18 protein-coding genes are annotated in these 17,480 nt (G+C 64.4%); 7 read left to right on the top strand and 11 right to left on the bottom strand.

The features are described from left to right. Window positions 1-9: 9 nt before the first annotated feature. From AB0F86_RS04685 to AB0F86_RS04695, 3 genes are all read left to right on the top strand, one after another. Window positions 10-870, top strand: coding sequence for an NAD-dependent protein deacetylase (locus AB0F86_RS04685; RefSeq protein ID WP_356982008.1), 861 nt, complete (start codon window positions 10-12; stop codon window positions 868-870). Next, window positions 867-1,232: a DUF5655 domain-containing protein gene (locus tag AB0F86_RS04690; protein ID WP_356982010.1), complete on the top strand. Its 366-nt coding sequence runs from the start codon at window positions 867-869 to the stop codon at window positions 1,230-1,232. Before AB0F86_RS04685 ends, AB0F86_RS04690 begins: the two co-directional genes overlap by 4 nt. 176 nt (window positions 1,233-1,408) lie before the next feature. Further along, window positions 1,409-3,817: an MFS transporter gene (locus AB0F86_RS04695; protein ID WP_356982011.1), complete on the top strand. Its 2,409-nt coding sequence runs from the start codon at window positions 1,409-1,411 to the stop codon at window positions 3,815-3,817. 55 nt (window positions 3,818-3,872) lie between these two features. Here the strand turns inward: AB0F86_RS04695 and AB0F86_RS04700 are convergent, their stop codons facing one another. Both AB0F86_RS04700 and AB0F86_RS04705 read right to left on the bottom strand, forming a co-directional pair. Continuing rightward, window positions 3,873-4,136, bottom strand: coding sequence for a helix-turn-helix transcriptional regulator (locus tag AB0F86_RS04700; RefSeq protein ID WP_356982013.1), 264 nt, complete (start codon window positions 4,134-4,136; stop codon window positions 3,873-3,875). A 148-nt stretch (window positions 4,137-4,284) separates the two neighbouring features. Beyond that, complete coding sequence (locus tag AB0F86_RS04705) at window positions 4,285-4,644, bottom strand: helix-turn-helix domain-containing protein (RefSeq protein ID WP_356982015.1); 360 nt, start codon at window positions 4,642-4,644, stop codon at window positions 4,285-4,287. A 124-nt stretch (window positions 4,645-4,768) separates the two neighbouring features. Between AB0F86_RS04705 and AB0F86_RS04710 the strand changes: the two genes are divergently transcribed. Beyond that, a complete protein-coding gene (locus AB0F86_RS04710) occupies window positions 4,769-5,746 on the top strand; it encodes an NAD(P)-dependent alcohol dehydrogenase (RefSeq protein ID WP_356982016.1) in 978 nt (325 codons plus the stop codon). Window positions 5,747-5,868: 122 nt separating this feature from the next. Further along, complete coding sequence (locus AB0F86_RS04715) at window positions 5,869-6,630, top strand: SDR family oxidoreductase (protein WP_356982017.1); 762 nt, start codon at window positions 5,869-5,871, stop codon at window positions 6,628-6,630. 10 nt (window positions 6,631-6,640) lie between these two features. Here the strand turns inward: AB0F86_RS04715 and dmpG are convergent, their stop codons facing one another. From dmpG to AB0F86_RS04750, 7 genes are all read right to left on the bottom strand, one after another. Continuing rightward, a complete protein-coding gene (gene dmpG, locus AB0F86_RS04720; protein ID WP_356982018.1) occupies window positions 6,641-7,669 on the bottom strand; it encodes a 4-hydroxy-2-oxovalerate aldolase in 1,029 nt (342 codons plus the stop codon). Window positions 7,670-7,707: 38 nt separating this feature from the next. Continuing rightward, the gene (locus AB0F86_RS04725) at window positions 7,708-8,616 is read right to left on the bottom strand and encodes an acetaldehyde dehydrogenase (acetylating) (RefSeq protein ID WP_356982019.1); all 909 of its coding nucleotides are present in this window, start codon (window positions 8,614-8,616) and stop codon (window positions 7,708-7,710) included. Window positions 8,617-8,706: 90 nt separating this feature from the next. Continuing rightward, window positions 8,707-9,492: a 2-keto-4-pentenoate hydratase gene (locus AB0F86_RS04730; protein WP_356982020.1), complete on the bottom strand. Its 786-nt coding sequence runs from the start codon at window positions 9,490-9,492 to the stop codon at window positions 8,707-8,709. Between the two features lie 127 nt (window positions 9,493-9,619). Further along, complete coding sequence (locus AB0F86_RS04735) at window positions 9,620-11,029, bottom strand: MFS transporter (protein WP_356982021.1); 1,410 nt, start codon at window positions 11,027-11,029, stop codon at window positions 9,620-9,622. Between the two features lie 15 nt (window positions 11,030-11,044). After that, entirely contained in the window at window positions 11,045-12,082 is a 1,038-nt protein-coding gene (locus tag AB0F86_RS04740; protein ID WP_356982022.1) for a ferredoxin--NADP reductase, read from the bottom strand. 665 nt (window positions 12,083-12,747) lie between these two features. Then, window positions 12,748-13,329 carry a hypothetical protein gene (locus AB0F86_RS04745; RefSeq protein ID WP_356982023.1) on the bottom strand — a complete coding sequence of 194 codons (582 nt, stop codon included), beginning with the start codon at window positions 13,327-13,329 and terminating at the stop codon, window positions 12,748-12,750. A 236-nt stretch (window positions 13,330-13,565) separates the two neighbouring features. Continuing rightward, the gene (locus tag AB0F86_RS04750; RefSeq protein ID WP_356982025.1) at window positions 13,566-14,618 is read right to left on the bottom strand and encodes a serine/threonine-protein kinase; all 1,053 of its coding nucleotides are present in this window, start codon (window positions 14,616-14,618) and stop codon (window positions 13,566-13,568) included. Window positions 14,619-14,637: 19 nt separating this feature from the next. Here AB0F86_RS04750 and AB0F86_RS04755 point away from each other — a divergent pair, with 19 nt between their 5' ends. Beyond that, complete coding sequence (locus AB0F86_RS04755; RefSeq protein ID WP_356982027.1) at window positions 14,638-15,090, top strand: hypothetical protein; 453 nt, start codon at window positions 14,638-14,640, stop codon at window positions 15,088-15,090. On the opposite strand, the gene AB0F86_RS04760 is transcribed toward AB0F86_RS04755, so the two are convergent. Then, window positions 15,076-15,507, bottom strand: coding sequence for a hypothetical protein (locus tag AB0F86_RS04760; protein WP_356982029.1), 432 nt, complete (start codon window positions 15,505-15,507; stop codon window positions 15,076-15,078). The two genes, AB0F86_RS04755 and AB0F86_RS04760, sit on opposite strands and share 15 nt — an antisense overlap. Window positions 15,508-16,066: 559 nt before the next feature. On the opposite strand from AB0F86_RS04760, the gene AB0F86_RS04765 reads away from it, so the two are divergent. Beyond that, on the top strand, window positions 16,067-16,423 hold the full coding sequence (locus tag AB0F86_RS04765; protein WP_356982031.1) for a hypothetical protein: 357 nt from the start codon (window positions 16,067-16,069) through the stop codon (window positions 16,421-16,423). Between the two features lie 205 nt (window positions 16,424-16,628). Here AB0F86_RS04765 and AB0F86_RS04770 read toward each other — a convergent pair whose 3' ends face one another. After that, window positions 16,629-17,459 (bottom strand): hypothetical protein, encoded by an 831-nt coding sequence (locus AB0F86_RS04770; protein WP_356982033.1) that lies wholly within the window; start codon window positions 17,457-17,459, stop codon window positions 16,629-16,631. Between the last annotated feature and the right edge of the window lie 21 nt (window positions 17,460-17,480).

The following is a 17,480-nucleotide window of genomic DNA, read 5'->3' on the forward strand; positions in this document are numbered from 1 at the left end:
CATGACTTCATGGGCGAGCCCACCCGGGACCTGGTGGAGCGTGCGGCCGAGCTGCTGGCCGGACGCCGCGTCGTAGTGGTGTCCGGGGCCGGTTTGAGCACCGACAGCGGCATCCCCGACTACCGCGGCCCCGACTCACCACCCCGCAATCCGATGACCTATCAGCAGTTCGTCGGCGACGCCGCCTTCCGGCAGCGGTACTGGGCCCGCAACCACATCGGCTGGCGGCGGATGGACGCCGCCCGCCCGAATCCGGGCCACCGCGCGCTGGCCCGGCTGGAACACGCGGGCGTGGTATCGGCTGTGATCACCCAGAACGTCGACCTGCTGCACACGAAAGCAGGCGCTCGCCGGGTCATCGACCTGCACGGCACGTACGCCCGCGTGTGCTGCCTGCGCTGCGCGGCGGTGATCTCCCGCATGACGCTGGCCGAGCAATTGGAGGCGGCCAATCCCGGTTTCGCCGACGAGGTTTCGCACGGCGGCGGTATCGAGGTCGCGCCCGACGCGGACGCGGTCGTCACCGACACCGACCGCTTCCGGATGCTCGACTGCGCCCGGTGCGGCGGCATGCTCAAGCCCGACATCGTCTACTTCGGCGAAACCGTCCCCGCCGAGCGGGTGGCGGCGGCCTTCGCGCTGGTCGACGACGCCGAGGCGCTGCTGGTGGCGGGATCGTCACTGACCGTGATGTCCGGTCTGCGATTCGTCCGCCGCGCCGCGAAAAACGGTGTGCCGGTGGTGATCGTGAACCGCGGCGCAACCCGCGCCGACGACCTGGCCGCTGTGCGCATTCCGGCGGGCTGTTCGGAGATCCTGTCCACCCTCGCCGACCGGCTCACCACCGCGACCCCGGCCGTACCGCGATGAGCGAATCGGTCGAGGCGTACTTTTCGGGCAAACCGCATTCGCGTGAGATCTTCGGAGTACTGCGCGAATTGATCGCGAGCAATGGTCCGGTCGAGGTGTCGGTGGCCTCGCAGATCGTTTTCGCCGTCGCGCGGAAGTTCGCGTGGGTGTGGCTCTACAACGTCACCGGAAAGAATCCCGAAGGCACCGTGCAGATCATGCTCGCGCTCGACCGGGAAATGGCGCACGCACCGGTCTACCGGGTGACACAGGTGGGCCGTGCGCGCTGGAATCACCTGGTAGTGGTGCATTCTCTCGACGAAGTTCACGATCCACGACTGGCGGAGCTGATTGCCGGCGCCTACCGTTTCGGCGCGAAATGAACGGTAACTTGATCCCTCGGTGACGGCCGCGAATCCGACGTGGGTAAGCTCTGGCCACCAGCGCATGAAGAGTTCCACCCGCGGCGCAAAGTTTTCCTCGCAGCGGGGTTGTCGGCCCTTGTGTGGGCCGAATGATCGACACCCACCAGCCAGCCGATCAGAACCAGGGCTTTTCCATGACCGATACCGTCGTCGCCGAACCACGCCTCACGCATCGCCAGACACTCACCATTCTGTCCGGCCTGCTACTCGGGGTCTTCCTGGCCGCACTCGATCAGAACATCGTCAGCGTCGCGATCGTGCGGATCGCGAACAGTCTCGACGGCTTCGACGAACAGGCCTGGGCGACAACGGCATACCTCATCACCGCGACCGTCACCACGCCCCTCTACGGCAAACTCGCCGACATCTACGGGCGTAAACCGTTCTATCTGGTGGCGATCGCGCTGTTCGTCGTCGGTTCGGCGGCCTGCTGCTTCGCCCAGACCATGTACCAACTGGCCGGGTGCCGCGCGTTCCAGGGGCTCGGTGCCGGCGGGCTGATGTCGTTGGCATTCACCATCGTCGGTGACATCGTGCCCGCCCGCGAACGGGTCCGCTACCAGGGTTATTTCCTCATGGTCTTCGGCATCGCGACGGTACTCGGCCCGGTGGTCGGCGGGTTCCTGTCCGATTACGAGAGCCTCGGTGGTATCGAGGGCTGGCGCTGGGTGTTCCTGGTGAACGTGCCGGTGGGTCTGCTCGCTTTCCTGGTGGTGTGGCGGGTGCTCAACGTCGGCCATACCCGGCAGCACAGCCGGATCGACTGGTTCGGCGCGTTGGCGCTGGTCGTCGGGGTGGTGCCGCTGCTGATCGTCGCCGAGCAGGGCAGGCTGTGGGGCTGGACGTCCCCGAAATCGCTGCTCTGCTACGGCATCTGCGCGGGCGGGCTGCTGGTGTTCGTGATCGTCGAGTTCCTGATGAAGGACGCCGCGCTGATCCCGCTGCGGTTGTTCCGCAGCTCCACCTTCAGCGTCGCCATTCTCGGCGGATTCCTCATCGGTGTCGCCATGTTCGGGGCCATCACAATGGTTCCGCAATACCTGCAGGTGGTGCGCGGTTTCTCGCCCACCGAGGCGGGGCTGCTGATGCTGCCACTGGTGCTGGGCATCATGGTCGGCGCCCAGCTGTCGGGCCTGATCACCAAGGCCAGCGGGCGCTACAAGGTGCTGCCCGTGCTCGGCGCACTGATCCTGGCCATCGGCTGCGGATTGTTCGCCCGCATCACCTACGACGGTCCGCTGTGGCAGCCGCTTGCCTACAGCGCGATCATGGGTTTCGGGCTCGGTGGCTGCATGCAGACACTGGTGATCGCCGCGCAGAACGCGGTCGGGCGCACCGAGATGGGTGTGTCGACGGCGGCGGCCACGTTCTTCCGGCAACTCGGCGGCACCCTCGGCGTCGCGGTCTTCCTCACCGTGCTGTTCGATCGCCTGCCCGGTTCCATCCTGGGCGCGTTCGGCGGAACCCTCCCGCCCGGTTTCGACGCCGCCCGGCTCGAGGCATTGCAGAGCGACACCAGCGGCATCGCCGCCCTGCCCGACCACCTGCGGATCCCGATCCTCGAGGGTTTCACCGACTCGATGCACACCGTGTTCCTGCTGGCCGCCGATCTGGCGATCGTCGCCTGCCTGGTCCTGGTGTTCATGAAAGAGATTCCGCTGCAAGAGGATCCGGTTCCCGACGAGGCCGACGAGGGTGCCCAGCTACGGGACGTGAGCCTCTATGACGCGCACGAGATGGCGGGCAAACTGCGGCCGGGCGCGACGGGCCGGGTGATCGCGGGTCTGCTGCGCCGTGACGATGCCCGCCCGGTTCCCTCGGCGACGCTCACGCTGATCGATCAGCATGGTCACCAGGTGGCACGCGGCAACGGCGACGCCGACGGCGCCTACATGATCGAGGCACCACGACCGGGCAACTATGTCCTCATCGCGGCCGCCGCTGGGCATCAACCCGAGGCGGTGAGCGTGTCGATCGGGGAGCGGGCCCAGCACGTCGACCTGATGCTCACCGGGGCGGGTGAGCTCACCGGCGTGGTGCGTTCGGCGCGGCGCGGAGAACCACTGTGGGGTGCGACGGTGACCCTGACCGATCCCGAGGGGGAGGTGGTCGGGGCGGCGATCACCGGCGAGGACGGTACCTACGTCTGCCGTGATGTCGTCAGCGGCACCTACACCCTGGTCGCGGTGGCCGACCACATGCGCCCCACGGCCGTCGCCCTGACCGTGCCCGAAACCGGCTCACTGCACCGCGATATCGATCTGGAACCGATGGCGATCCTGACAGGTTCGGCCTGGGTCGACGGCGACCGCCCGGTCGCGGATGTCGAGATCACCGTCCTGGATTCCAGCGGCGACCCGGCTGCCACCACCCGCACCGACGACAAAGGCCGCTACCTCGTGCCCGACCTGCCCGAGGGGGAGTACACGGTCGTCGCGCGCGGGTACCCACCGGTGGCGAGTCAGGTGGCAGTCACCCGCGGCGAGATCACCCACGACGTCACCCTGGGATACGACAACGAAGAATCGATGCATCGCCGGTAGTCGGTATTTCGAGGGTTCCAGCGCCTCGCCATCAGCGAGCGCGAACCGGAACAGCTCAGGCGGATTCGGCGATCTGCTCGGCGCGGTAGACCTCGGCCAGCTCGGCGAGCGGGATGGAGAGTGCTTCGGCGAGGCCGACGATGGTGCCGAATGCGGGGGAGGGCATGCGCCCGGACTCGATCTTGCGCAGCGTTTCAGGAGAGATGCCTGCCCGCCCGGCTACCTCGTTGAGTTCCCGATCGCCCCGAGCTGTCCGCAGCCGCCGACCCAGCCGACGCCCGGCTTCGACCTGGGCTGGACTGAGCGGGAGACGAACCATGCCCTTGATGGTAAGTGCTCGCTCACCGAGCCGCCAAGAAAGTGCCCCTGACCGCGCTGATCCGTCCCCGGGCGTGCGGGGATGTGACGTTGTCGCCCATCTGGAATCTCGCCATGGCCACGATCCTGGACGTGTGATCGACCATGTCCTAGCGGGTGGGGCGCCAGGGGATTCGGCCATTGCCGTCGCCCGTGGGTGTCCATTCCTCTGCCCAGTCCCAGACCTGTTGGAGGGACTCGGCCAGGAGGGCACCCTCGGTGGTGAGTTCGTAGGCGCCACGCGGGCCGTTCTTGCGGGTCAGACCTGCGGACTGCAGTTGCTGGAGGCGATCGGAGAGCATGCTCGACGAGCAATTGCCCATCCGGCGACGCAGGTCGAGGAAGCCGAGGGGGCCGGGTTCGAGTTCCCAGATCACGCGCAGCATCCACCGCTGGCCGAGCAGGTCGATCGCGGCCACGATCTTCGCGGAGGGTTCGGCGTTCTCGTCACCGCCGTGTGCGCTTCTCATTCGGAAGCACGCTAGCCGCTTCTGTATCAGAAGCACGCAGGCGCTGGGACGGGGTTCTGAATCCGGAATACCTCGGGGCGTTCCCCGATGTGTGTGGGTGGTCGTGACGCCTAGCGTTGTCGAGGTGAAAGCAATCGTGCAGCGGATTTACGGGTCGTCGGCGATGTTGGCGGTGGCCGACGTCGGCCGCCCGGAAGCGGGGGCGGGGGAGGTGCTGGTTCGGGTTCGTGCGGCGTCGGTGAACGCGCGGGATTGGCATGTGATGCGGGGAGATCCGAAGATCGCGCGGTGGATGGATCGGTCGGTGTTCCGCCGCAAGGGCCCGGCGAATCCGGTGCCGGGCGGGGACTTCGCGGGGACGGTCGAGGCGGTGGGCGACGGGGTCACCGATGTGGCGGTGGGCGACGACGTGTTCGGGGAGGCGGTCAGCGGCGCGTTCGCGGAGTACCTCGCGGTCCCGCGCGCTCTCCTCGACCGAAAGCCGAAGAATCTGAGCTTCGAGGAGGCCGCGGCCGTACCGCTGGCCGCCAACACCGCCCTGACCTGCCTGCGTCACATCGCCGCCGGGAACCGAGTGTTGATCATCGGTGCCTCCGGAGGGGTCGGCACGTTCGCGGTCCAGATCGCCCGGGCCAGGGGTGCCGAGGTCACCGGGGTGTGCAGTACCCGCAATGTCGAGGCGGCACGGTCACTCGGCGCCGCACACGTCTTCGACTACACCCGCGAGACCGTAACCGGCCGCTACGACACCGTTCTCGACCTGGCGGGCACACGGGGCCTACGCGACCTCCTTCGCCTGGTCGAACCCACCGGCACCCTCGTTCTGTCCGGTGGCGGCAATTTCGACGGGGGCAGCGTGTTCGGTCCGGTCGGCTTGCTCGCACTCGGCCAACTGGCTCGGCCGTTCGTGAAGCCGTCGATCCGCGGCCCGCTGGCTCAACAGAGCCCGGAGTCGCTGACTGAACTCCGTGAGCTGATCGAGTCGGGCCATGTTCACCCGGCCATCGACCGGATCTATCCCCTGGCCGAGACTCCCGCAGCCATCGATTACATGGAGTCCGAACATGCCAGGGCGAAAATCGTGATCACCGTCGCCGTATAGGTCGAATCGCCTGGGGCAGCATGGTTTTTAGCGGGCGTCGGGATCGTCCGCCGGTTTGCACTTCTGATTCAGAAGCACGATAGTTGCTTCTGAATCAGAAGCATGCGGGCGGGAGGAGCACGATGGTGGAATCGACGGCGCGGCGGGTGGTGCTGGTGACCGGGGCTTCGCGTGGGATCGGTGCGGAGACGGCGAGGCAGTTCGGCGCGAAGGGTGCGCACGTGCTCGTGAACTTCCGGGAGAAACGCAAGCGGGCCGAGACTGTCGTCGCCCAGATCGTGATGGCGGGTGGGAGCGCCTCAGCGATCGGCGCGGATGTGTCGGAGCCTGATGATGTCGCTGCCATGGCGGCCGATATCCACCGGACACAGGGTCGGCTGGATGTGTTGGTGCTCAACGCTTCCGGCGGTCTCGAGCGTGACGCGGACCCCGGCTACGCGCTGCGCCTCAATCGGGACGCGCAGGTGAATCTCGCGAAGGCGATGCTGCCTTTGATGCCGTCGGGTGGACGCATCGTGTTCGTCACCAGCCACCAGGCGCACTTCATTCACGAGAAGTCCGATGTGCCTGCGGGTTACGCACCGATCGCGCAGAGCAAGCGAGCGGGTGAGGATGCCCTGCGCGCGTTGATTCCCGAATTCCGCTCGCGGGGAGTTGGTTTCACTGTGGTGTCCGGCGACATGATCGACGGGACGATCATCGTCCGACTGCTGGAACGGCGTGACGCGAGCAGTGTCGCGTCACGCCGTGCGGCGGGCCCGTTGCCGACTGTCGAGGATTTCGCGCGAGCGATCGTGACTGCGGCCGAGTCCGACGATGCCGACGGGAGAACGGTGTATGTCGGCGGCGCGGACTATCTCCCCTCGAGTGCCGTCGGGCTCTGATCGTGTGCGGCTAGGCCGTAGCTTGACGTTGGAGTTCGAGGGCGATGTCGATGAGCTGGTCTTCCTGCCCGCCGACGAGTTTGCGTTCGCCCGCACGGACGAGCATTTCGGCGGCGGAGACGTTGTAGCGTTCGGCTTGACGTTCTGCGTGTTTGAGGAAGCTGGAGTAGACGCCCGCGTAGCCCATCATGAGAGATTGGCGGTCCAGGAGGCATTCCTGCGGCATGGCCGGACGCACGACATCTTCGGCGGCGTCGGCGACGGCGAAGAAGTCGATGCCGGTTTTGATCCCGAGTTTGTCGCAGACGCCGACAAGGGCTTCGACGGGGGTATTGCCCGCCCCCGCACCGAAGCGGCGTGCGCTGCCATCGATCTGGGTGGCGCCCGCGCGAATGGCGTAGATGCTGTTGGCGACGGCGAGGTCGAGGTTTTCGTGGCCGTGGAAGCCGACCCGGGCGTCGGTGCCGAGTTCGGCGACCAGGGCGGCCACACGGTCGGAGACCTGCTCGAGGACCAGGGCGCCCGCGGAGTCGACGATGTAGACGCATTCGCAGCCGGCATCGGCCATGATGCGGGCTTGTTTCGCCAGCGCCTCAGGGGGTTGGGTGTGCGACATCATGAGAAATCCGACGGTTTCCAGGCCGAGGTCGCGGGCGTAGCCGAAATGCTGGATCGAGACGTCGGCTTCGGTGCAGTGCGTGGCGATGCGGCAGATGGAGGCACCGTTGTCTTGGGAGATCTTGATGTCTTCCTTGACGCCGACGCCGGGCAGCATGAGGAAGGCGATCTTGGCCTGCTCGGCGATTTCGGCGGCGGCTTTGATGAGTTCTTGTTCGGGGGTCTTGGAGAATCCGTAGTTGAACGAGGAACCGCCGAGTCCGTCGCCGTGGGTGACTTCGATGACGGGAACACCGGCACCATCGAGGGCGGCGACGATATCGCGGACCTCGGTGGTGGTGAATTGGTGACGTTTGTGGTGTGACCCGTCGCGCAGGCAGGTGTCGGTGATACGGATGTCGAGATCAGCGGAGTACGGCATGGGAATTCCTAACGAGGCCGGGGCGGAGGGATGCGCGCTCACACGCGGGCGGCGAGTACCTGATCGGCCATGACTTCGCCGACCTTGGTGGCGGCGGCGGTCATGATGTCGAGATTGCCGGCGTACGGCGGCAGGAAATCGCCCGCGCCTTCGACTTCCACGAACACCGATACTTTCGCCAGGCCTCCGGAAATCACCGAGGGTTCGTCGAATTGGGGTTCGTTCAGAAGCCGGTAGCCGGGTACGTACTGCTGGATGTCGGCGACCATGCGGTGGATCGAGTCGGTGATCGCGGTGTGGTCGGCGTCTTCGGGGATCGCGCAGAAGATGGTGTCGCGCATGATCATCGGTGGTTCGGCAGGGTTGAGGATGATGATCGCCTTGCCGCGCTGGGCGCCACCGATGGTTTCGACACCACGGCTGGTGGTCTTGGTGAATTCGTCGATATTGGCGCGGGTTCCGGGTCCGGCCGATACCGACGAGACCGAGGCCACGATTTCGGCGTAGGCGACCGGAACGACTCGCGAGACAGCCGCCACGATCGGAATCGTCGCCTGCCCACCACAGGTGATCATATTGACGTTCGGCGCATCGACCAACGATGCGAGATTGACCGGTGGAACAACCGCCGGGCCGACCGCAGCCGGAGTCAAATCGACTGCCCGAATTCCCAATTCGGCATACCGCGGTGCGGCGGCACGATGAACATAGGCAGAGGTCGCTTCGAAAACGAGGTCGGGCTTCTCCGGTTGAGCGAGCAACCAGTCGACACCCTCGGCCGAGGTCTCCAAGCCGAGCCCACGAGCCCGCTTCAGCCCTTCACTGGCCGGGTCGATCCCGATCATCCATCGGGGTTCGATGGACTCCGACCTCAACAGTTTGTAGAGCAGATCGGTGCTGATATTGCCGGATCCGACGATCGCGGCAGTGACATTCCCGTTGGCCACGGTAAGCCTCCTCGAAGTTGGGGCCGGCGAACCGGCGAAGTGCTGGATTACCGCGTCGACTCAGCAGCAGCCAGGTAGCGCGGTGCCGGACTAGGCGAAACGCAAACGGACCGAACCGAGTCCGGTGAATTCGGCGTGGAAGTCGTCGCCGGGGCGGGCGTCGATGGCGCGGGTGCAGGAGCCGGGTAGCACGATGTCGCCGGCTTTGAGTCGCACTCCGAAGGTGGCGACTTTGCGTGCCAGCCAGGCGACCGCGATCACCGGATCACCGAGGACCGCGTCGCTGCGGCCTTCGGCGACGACTTCACCGTTGCGGGTGAGGGTCGCGTCGATGGCGGTGATGTCGATATCGGCGGGGGCGACGCGTTGTTTGCCGAGGACGAATCCGGCCGAGGAGGCGTTGTCGGAGATGGTGTCGGCCAACCCGATCTTCCAGTCGGTGATGCGTGAGTCGATCAGTTCGATCGCGGGTGCGTAGGCGACGGTCGCGGCGAGCACGTCGGCTTCGGTGCAGTCCTCGCCGGGCAGGTCTTTGCCGAGTACGAAGCCGACCTCGACCTCGACGCGGGGCAGCAGGTATTGGGTGGTGTCGACGGGGACGTCTTCGAAGACTTCCATCTCGGCCAGTAGGTGTCCGTAGTCGGGTTCGTCGACGCCCATCATCTGCTGCATCGCCTTGGACGAGAGCCCGACTTTGTGCCCGACGACCTGGGCGCCGTCGCGGAGTCGGCGTTGGATGTTGAGCAACTGGATCTCGTAGGCGTCGACCACGTCGATGCCGGGGTACCGGTCGACCAGCGGCGGCACGGCCACCCGATTCTGTTCGGCGCGCGCCAATTCGTCCGCGACCTCGCTGCGCACGGTGGGGCTCAGCATGCTGCCTCCGTCCTTGTCGTCGTGATCATGCGCCCCATGCTCCTCGGTGGGGGAGCACCCGAACGGTCCGCTTCCCGCTGGCCGGAAAGAAATTCGCTGGTCTTCCCGGATCCTGGGAAAGTCACGTCTACAACTGCGCGGTGTCGGCTCGGCGAGGCATGAACACGCAGGCCACGACCATCACCACCGTCATCGCGGCGATGGCCACGAACACGAGATGTATTGCCCCGGCGAGCTTTTCCGGAGCCGGGGACCCTGCGATCCGAGCGTTGACGATCGCACCGAACACGGCCACACCCACAGCGCTCCCGAGCGAGCGGGCGAACAGCGCGGCCGAGGTGACCACACCCCGCTCCGACCAGGCTGCGCCGGTCTGTGCCGCGATGAGCGTGGGAGTGGCGACCAGCCCCATCCCCGCACCGACGACGAAACAGGATGCCGCCACCTGCCACAGCGTCGAGTGTTCGTCGATGAGCAAGGTCGAGGCGGCCCCGATCGTCGCGACACAAGCCCCCGACACCGCGCAGGCCCGGAAACCGAAGCGCAGGTACACCTTTCCCGCCTGCGCGGCCGACAGCGGCCACCCCAGCGTGAGCGCACCTGTGACGAGCCCGGCGACCAGCGCGCCGGTCCCCAGCACCCCCTGGTTGAACATCGGCACATAGGTGGTGAACCCGAACAGCAGCGCACCACCGAGCATCGCCGCCACCGTGCTCGCCAGCACCACCGGCCGGGTGAAGATCCACAGCGGCAGAATCGGCTGTGCGGCAAGGGTTTCGACCACGGCGAAGACCGTCAGCAGCAGCGCGGCCCCGGCGAACACGCCGATGCCCGTCGGCGAATCCCACGCCCAGGCGCGACCACCTTCGAGCAGGCCGAGAACCAGCGCACTCGCACCGGCAGTGAGTAGGACCGCCCCGGCGTAGTCGATGCGGGAATGTCGTCGAGGCACCGTTTCGTGGAAGCCGCGCATCAGCATCCACCCGGCGAGCACAGCTAGCGGCAGGTTGATCAGGAAGATCCAGCGCCAGCCGAGGTAGTCGGCGAAGATGCCGCCGAGCAGCGGACCGGTCACCGACGCCACCGCCCACACCCCGGCGAGATAACCCTGGATCGTGGCGCGTTCGGCCAGGGTGTAGAGATCGCTCGCGATCACCATGGTTGTCGGCTGGATCGCGCCCGCACCGAGCCCCTGCACCGCGCGGAACACGATCAGCGCGAGCATGCTGCTCGCCAACCCGCACAGCAGCGAACCGAGCGCGAAGACCGCGATCCCGAACAGCATCACCGGTTTCCGGCCGAACGTATCGGCCAGCGCGCCGTAGACCGGAACCGTGACAGCCTGGGCGAGTAGATAACTGGAGAACAACCAGGGGAACAGCGCGAAATCGCCGAGACTGTCGGTGATGGCGAGCACCGCCGTGGCCAGGATCGTCGAATCAAGGGCGACGAGCCCGGTCGCGAGCATCAGCGAGACGAGCACCGGCCCACGCTCGGACCCGAACCCGACCGATTCCCGCGCGGTATCAACAGCCACAGCGCACCTCCCGGATCAGAAGCGGATGCGGACAGTGCCGGTGCGCGGGCGCGCCTGACAAGCGAGGATGTAGCCGGCGGCGATGTCGTCGTCGTCCAGCACACCGGTCCTGCCCATCTCGACCTCGCCGTCGAGCACCGTGCAGGCACACGAACCGCATTCACCTTCCCGGCACGAGTACGGCACATCGAGTCCGCGAGCGAGCATCACGTCGACGAGCGTCCGGTCGCGGGGCCAGCGCAGCGCGTGGACGGTGCCGTCGAGCTCCACGTCCACGTCAGCGGCTGTGTCGTCGGAGGCGACGGCTACCGGCTCGGCAAACGGATCACCCGACAGGGAGACGAACACCTCGCTGGTCACCCGCTCTCGTGGACGATCGGCCAGCGCCTCGGTCACCGCGGCCATGAACGGAGCGGGGCCACACAGGTACGAGTGGTAGTCGGCATACGGCGCGGCGAAGTCGGCCAGCGAACCGGCATCCGGCAGACCGCGTTCGGACTGCAGCCAATGGGTCACCGTGAGCCGCTCCGGGTATCGCCGCACGAGTTCGGCAAGCGCCCGATCGAAGATCACCGACTCCCGATCACGGTTGGCGTAGAACAACACCACCTTGCCCCGCCCGCCGACCAGCGCCGAGACCAGGATCGACAACACCGGCGTGATCCCACTGCCCCCGGCCCACAGCAGCAGATCCTCGTCGAGAGACGCAGGCGTGAAAGTGCCGGTCGGCGGCAACACCTCGATGCTGTCGCCCGCGGATACGTTGTCGCACAACCAGTTCGATCCATACCCACCCTCGGTACGCTTGACCGTCACCTTGAGCGGTTCCCCCGTGAACGGCGAACTCGCCAGCGAATAACACCGCGCCACCGGCCGCTCCCCGGGTATCCGCAGCGTGAGGAACTGACCGGGCCGATACCCGAACCGCTCCTTCACATCTTCGGGAACCTCGAACACGAACGAACGCGCCTCAGCAGTCTCCTCGACCACCGCCGCAACCCGCAGCGTCACCACCCGCGCACCAAGCGCCACGCCGACACTCGCCCTCGTCACCGATGACCTCCTACGCTCGCGAACACGTCGCCACGACCGTCCCAGTCCCGCGCCGCCCTGACAGCCCCGGCTCCCGGTGGTCGGGAGATCGTGTCGCGGTGTCCGCTCACCGGGAGATTGGGCGTTCGCCGGTGGAGCCGACCGTGAGGAGATGACCGGCTACTTGGTGGGCCAGCCGGATGGCCACGAACGTGAAAGCGCGATCGGCGAGATACTCACGCTCGTCGGTAGGACAGTCCGACGGGGACGACCGCATCCACCACATCGGCGGAATGATTGCGACTGGCCTGCTCAAGCCGAACGTAGTGGGTGACACCGACCCCGATGAGTCGTACCACCTCCCGCACTCCGTACGGAAGGAGCCGCCAGATCCCTTCCCATGCTGGTACTGATTCCGGTGCCGAGTTGTTCCTCTGCGCGATCAGTGTGCGCCAGGCATGATTGAAATCCCACGTAGCGCGCCGGGGTGACGGCCCGCGAGCTTGTCCAACGCGGTCGTGGTGGCTTCATCAGCCATCCCGGTTGACAACGCGAAACATCTCGGCAAGATCAGCGAGCGAGTGCTCTGAACCAGTCTTCTCCGAAGTCGACTTTGGGTCCTCCTTGGTCGACTCTATTCGAAGCATGGTTATGTGGTGGACTGGCTCCAAGTTATCGTTCTGGAGTTAAGACGCCCCCGGCCGTTCAGGGGGTATGAAAGTCGATATACGGGAGCTGTAGTAACTACGAACGCCTTCCTTATCTCGGTACCACCCGAAAGCAAGTACCTCATCTTCGAAAACTTCCCGCAATGCGCCCACGATCCCTTCCAGGCTTATGAGGAATAGCTTCTTTTTGCTCTTTTGGTCCGAGGCTACCAGAATTCCGGAAAACCCTTCGCTATCTTCCTTATGAACTATAGCGAATACTCGACTATGGATAACTTGATTACACGTCTCGCGCAAAGTCAAGGAGCTATCGGATCCGGCCTCGAAGTCGTAGAATTTGGAGAAGTTGTAGGCGTCCCAGAAATCTGGCCCTTTATCCCGGGCGGGGTATTCAATTACTCCTATCCTATAGTCATGACACTCTTGTGATATCTTGCCCGGCGTATCGAATAGCTTTCTGACAGCATAGAATCCGACCATCACGTCACGCTCGACAAGGAACCGGGTGCGCTCAGACCACCGGCGTTGCTCAGCGCGTTTCTCAAGCCTTTCTGAAATTCTGGATAGCTCTTCCTTCCAGGGCACTGAGTCTGCAATCATGGGCGGTATTATAGGTACATCTGTCGCGAACTCGCTATGGAATACTTTCAGGCCTAGGCTTGCTCGTCCGCGCCTGCTGGCCAACCCTGAAGACTGTGCCCGTTATGTAGTATGCAGCTGGATACTCCACCCCCAAGGATTGTGCTGCCTCCACACTTCAGATACGTGAGCCGAACCGAGAGCTGATCACTCGCATTGAAGTAAGCAGTCAGCGGGCCATCGGCTACCTGGACGAACTAGCTACTCAAGGATGCGACTAGGGTGCGCAGCTTTGCCGACAAATAGTCGTGCGCGATAACCAGATCTGTGTTCCCTTTCAATCTACGCATCGAAGGTTCATTCCGTGCTATCAGCCGAACATTTGCCCCTTCAGGCTCGCTGCAGATAACTACGCCCGCGCGGGTCTTGAAGGGTTCGCCACGGAGGCAGAATGAGTGCCCCGGATGAAGAACGCGCGACCAATCACGACGCCCGTCGACTGCGCCAACCAATGCGTTCGCAAACTCCTCAGCCGTTGAGTGGCGGTCAACAGGATTCAGCTTCAGCGCTTTACGGATAACTGTTGCTGCCGATTGCGGCACATGCGGAGCAAGGTCGCGCAAATTCCTGATTTCGCCAGCCATGATCCGATCCCTTTGACCTTCCTCGGAATATCTCAGCGAGACCGGGTACTCGCCTGCGAGGACGTAAAATGCTGTCGCGCCTAGCGAATACACGTCTGATAACACTGTACAGTCACCACCAGCCGCGACCTCCGGGGCCACTGTGCACCACGATCCATTTCTGGCAGCCTTGCCGTCGGAATCGAGAATCGCGCAGTAGCCGAGATCTGACACCACCACGTCGTCACCGCTGACCAATGCGTTGCCTGGCTTTATGTCACGGTGGACCATACCTGCCGCATGAATACGGTCAATCCCGGCTGCAATGTGGCGGATGATCCGGACGGATTGCTGCAGTCCGAGACCCACATCCTTCGCGAGCGCTCCGACGTCCCCGCCCTTGGCGAGCGGAGTCACTATGAACCTGATGTCGCTGGGACCGTCTACGTCAGCATTCAGTACCTCCAGTAAACATCGGCTTTTCAGCGCTTCCAATCTGCGCGCCTCATCCCAGGATCGCGCAGACTCACCCACGATTGGGTCCAGCAGCTTCAACGCCACCGTCTTGTCCAAGTGGCGGTCGCGCGCGGCGTACACGTGCCCGTCGCTTCCTAGCTTGTACAGGAACTCGTAGCGATCGTTAATCACAGTCCCAGCAGGGTAGTTTGGAAGCGGCTTCGCGGACATTCCAGTATGATACGCGTTCGTGGCAGCATTGGGGATTTGCGTTGTACCGGGCGCGGGCGCGCCGAAATTGGATGGGGTTGTGGTGGCTGGGACATTCGAGTGTCCTACGCTCATCACACACTTCACCGTGCGAACCAACACGAGCGAGGCATCTGAGCAGGCGATCGAATTGGCTAGGCTTCTGCTGGCTAAGCTACCTGCGCTGGACTTCACCTCAGCGGCAGTACGTGTTGCAGGCCCCTCCCCTGTAGGAAATCGACGCAAGGCGGCGTTCTCAAGAGCGCACGCCGAAGGCGCCGCGATGTTTGTTCTGCGTGAGCATCTCGGAGCATCGATCGTAATTGGCGACCCTAAATCGCTGGCGAAATGCTTGGCGATACCAGTCAAAGAACTGGAGGACAAGGCAACAGCATTGCTAAGAGGCAAATGTGATGCCGCGCTTGCAGCGTTAAGTCAACTAACCAAAGCTTGACGGTGAAGTCCGCTCGGCCTCTAGAATGATCAATTCGTCGACTTCTGGTACCGACCAGCCTGGTGCACCCGAGCGCCACTCCGGCAAAATTGCGTTTAGAGCAACGGCCACCAATTTGCCGCGGGTACCGGCTTCTCTCAATCGGACGGCAGCTCTCGATATCTGAGTACCGCTGGCTATATTGACGCCCACTATCATGGCGTTATCAGCGGCGTCCACGCGGAGTGTCGAGTCGAGCATCATGGCAGCACCCAGCAGCCGCTCACTCTGTGGTGTCGCGGCGCAGATGGAGTATCCAGTGAATTGCATACGGTATATCGACAACAAGGCTTCTACCCACTGCTTTAGCAGAATTGGGTCATCCAACTCTTTGACCCTGGCAGCGCCGAGGCTCATCACATCGAGGAGTCCGGTCATCACCACTGCCCTTCCGTGTCGCGTGGGCTTGAAGCGACAGTAGCGCCTCAAGACCGGACGGACCAGTGGAACCGCCAGCCTCGATCACGAACCGTGACGGGCGGGCCGGTTGCGTTTGCGTTAGACGGCCGTGGAGGACCGCACGATCTATGCGCTGCCAGACCAGATCGCGCCGGGATGTTGAAACAGATGCTTCGCACACATGGATTCACTCGCGTGACACGCCGCTGCCATGACGGGGGTAGATATCGCACTGTCGACTACAGAGTGTGTAACCAACATCTCACCCCGGAGAGTGGTACGACCTCTACACCACCTATCGCCTGAGCTGCGGAAATGCGTTAGCTGCGCCCGCTTCCTCGGGGCAGCTCGGCGGGAAGGGTATGCCTGCCCTGGTTGTGGCTCCTGAACGATCGCCATGCTTAGATCGAGGCTGCGCTCGTCGAAGAGTGAGAACCGGTGGTGCAGAACGCGTCCTGGCGAATGCCGCCTGGCAATGCTGCACGATGGCCGTAGACTAGCCCTGATCCCTCGCGCAGCGGGGTCAGTTGGGGGATCAATGACGGCAGCATTCTTCGCTGCGTTGGCCGGCTTGGTCGGCGTCATGGTCGGGCGGCTGTGGGATATACGATCCGAATCGACTCGCTGGCGCCGCGATCAGAAGACCGCTAGCTATCAGCGCGTCATCGAACAGTTCCAAGCCACCTACGAAGCGATTCGTGTAGTCGCCCTGACCGATACCGACGCAGCAGCGTTTCAAGCCCTGATCGAGCACACCCGTTCGGGCGGGTTCGCGGCCTGGGACAGCGCGGTAGCCGCCGTGTGGCTCCACGGGTCGACTGACGTCGTCGTCGCGGTCACCGATCTCGACGAAGCCCTCGGGATCGACCGCTGCACAGGTACAGCAACAAGCTGACCCCGAGCCGAAAGGCGATGCGCTGTGCCCTGCTCGCATGCGCCGCCGGGTCGGTGGTGGCTATGAATTGCCCTGCGGTCTCGAGCATCTCATCGACAGTGCAGCGGTCACCAAGGCACGGGACCCGGACACTGCACTCCCGTTACTCGGGCTGGGTCTTGCCGATGTAGTGAACACGGCCCACCAGTGCCAAGTCCAACAGGCCTCACTGACGGGATGGGCGTCGGAACCAGCGCCGACGCTGTTGTTCGGCCGGATGTGGTCCAGAGTGCTGGGTCTGCGTTGCAGCGGGACCTTGGCCGATGACCCCGCTGTTGTTGCGGGCGTCCACGCGGTACTGGGCGTACGAGCCTCCAGCATGTACCTGGACGGCTGTATCGGCCTGGCGCCGCGTCGGTAGCTGGTCAAGCGGTACATGCTTCGCCATGTCCAGCACCATCTCCAGCAGCGTCGTCCGAACGACACTGACCACACCGCTCGCGGTGTTGCTGTCCATCTTGTAGTACATGTCGAAGATCATCGGGTCACTGTTCTGCGCGACGTTCCACTCCGCAGCGGCGCGCTTCAGGATCGGCAGGCGGACGTGATAGTGGCTCTCACCTTCGGCCATGACGATGAGCTGCTCGAGTGGGGAAAGAAGAGAGACCGAGTAGGGGATCAGCTCTCGGGCGTTGGCTGGGGCCGTGTCGCGGGAGACCGGCTGCTCTCGCACGATCACATTCGAGAGAGACAGGGAGTCCACGAAGAGCTGCAGCGGTACTTTCCGGTAGTCCGGGACCTCAGCAGCGGTCTTGTATCCCTTGAGCTCGCTGGCTGCCCAGGACTGTAGCGCCGAGGAGCCGGTTGCGATTCCGAGCGCCAAGCAAGTGCGCAGGAGTCCGCTCAGAGATTCGTCCTCATCGAGCACTCGGTCCCGAAGATCGCGCAGCAGTCCCGCATCGCCCACCATAGTGGCTCGGCCTTCCGTATCGAGTTCGTCGGCTCTGCCTGCCGAGGCGGGGTTCTCCGCCATGGCATCATCGGCATCGATAGTCATCTCGCGTTGGTCTTCGACCCG

Source organism: Nocardia sp. NPDC023733 (assembly GCF_040639775.1).
GTDB lineage: Bacteria > Actinomycetota > Actinomycetes > Mycobacteriales > Mycobacteriaceae > Nocardia > Nocardia rosealba.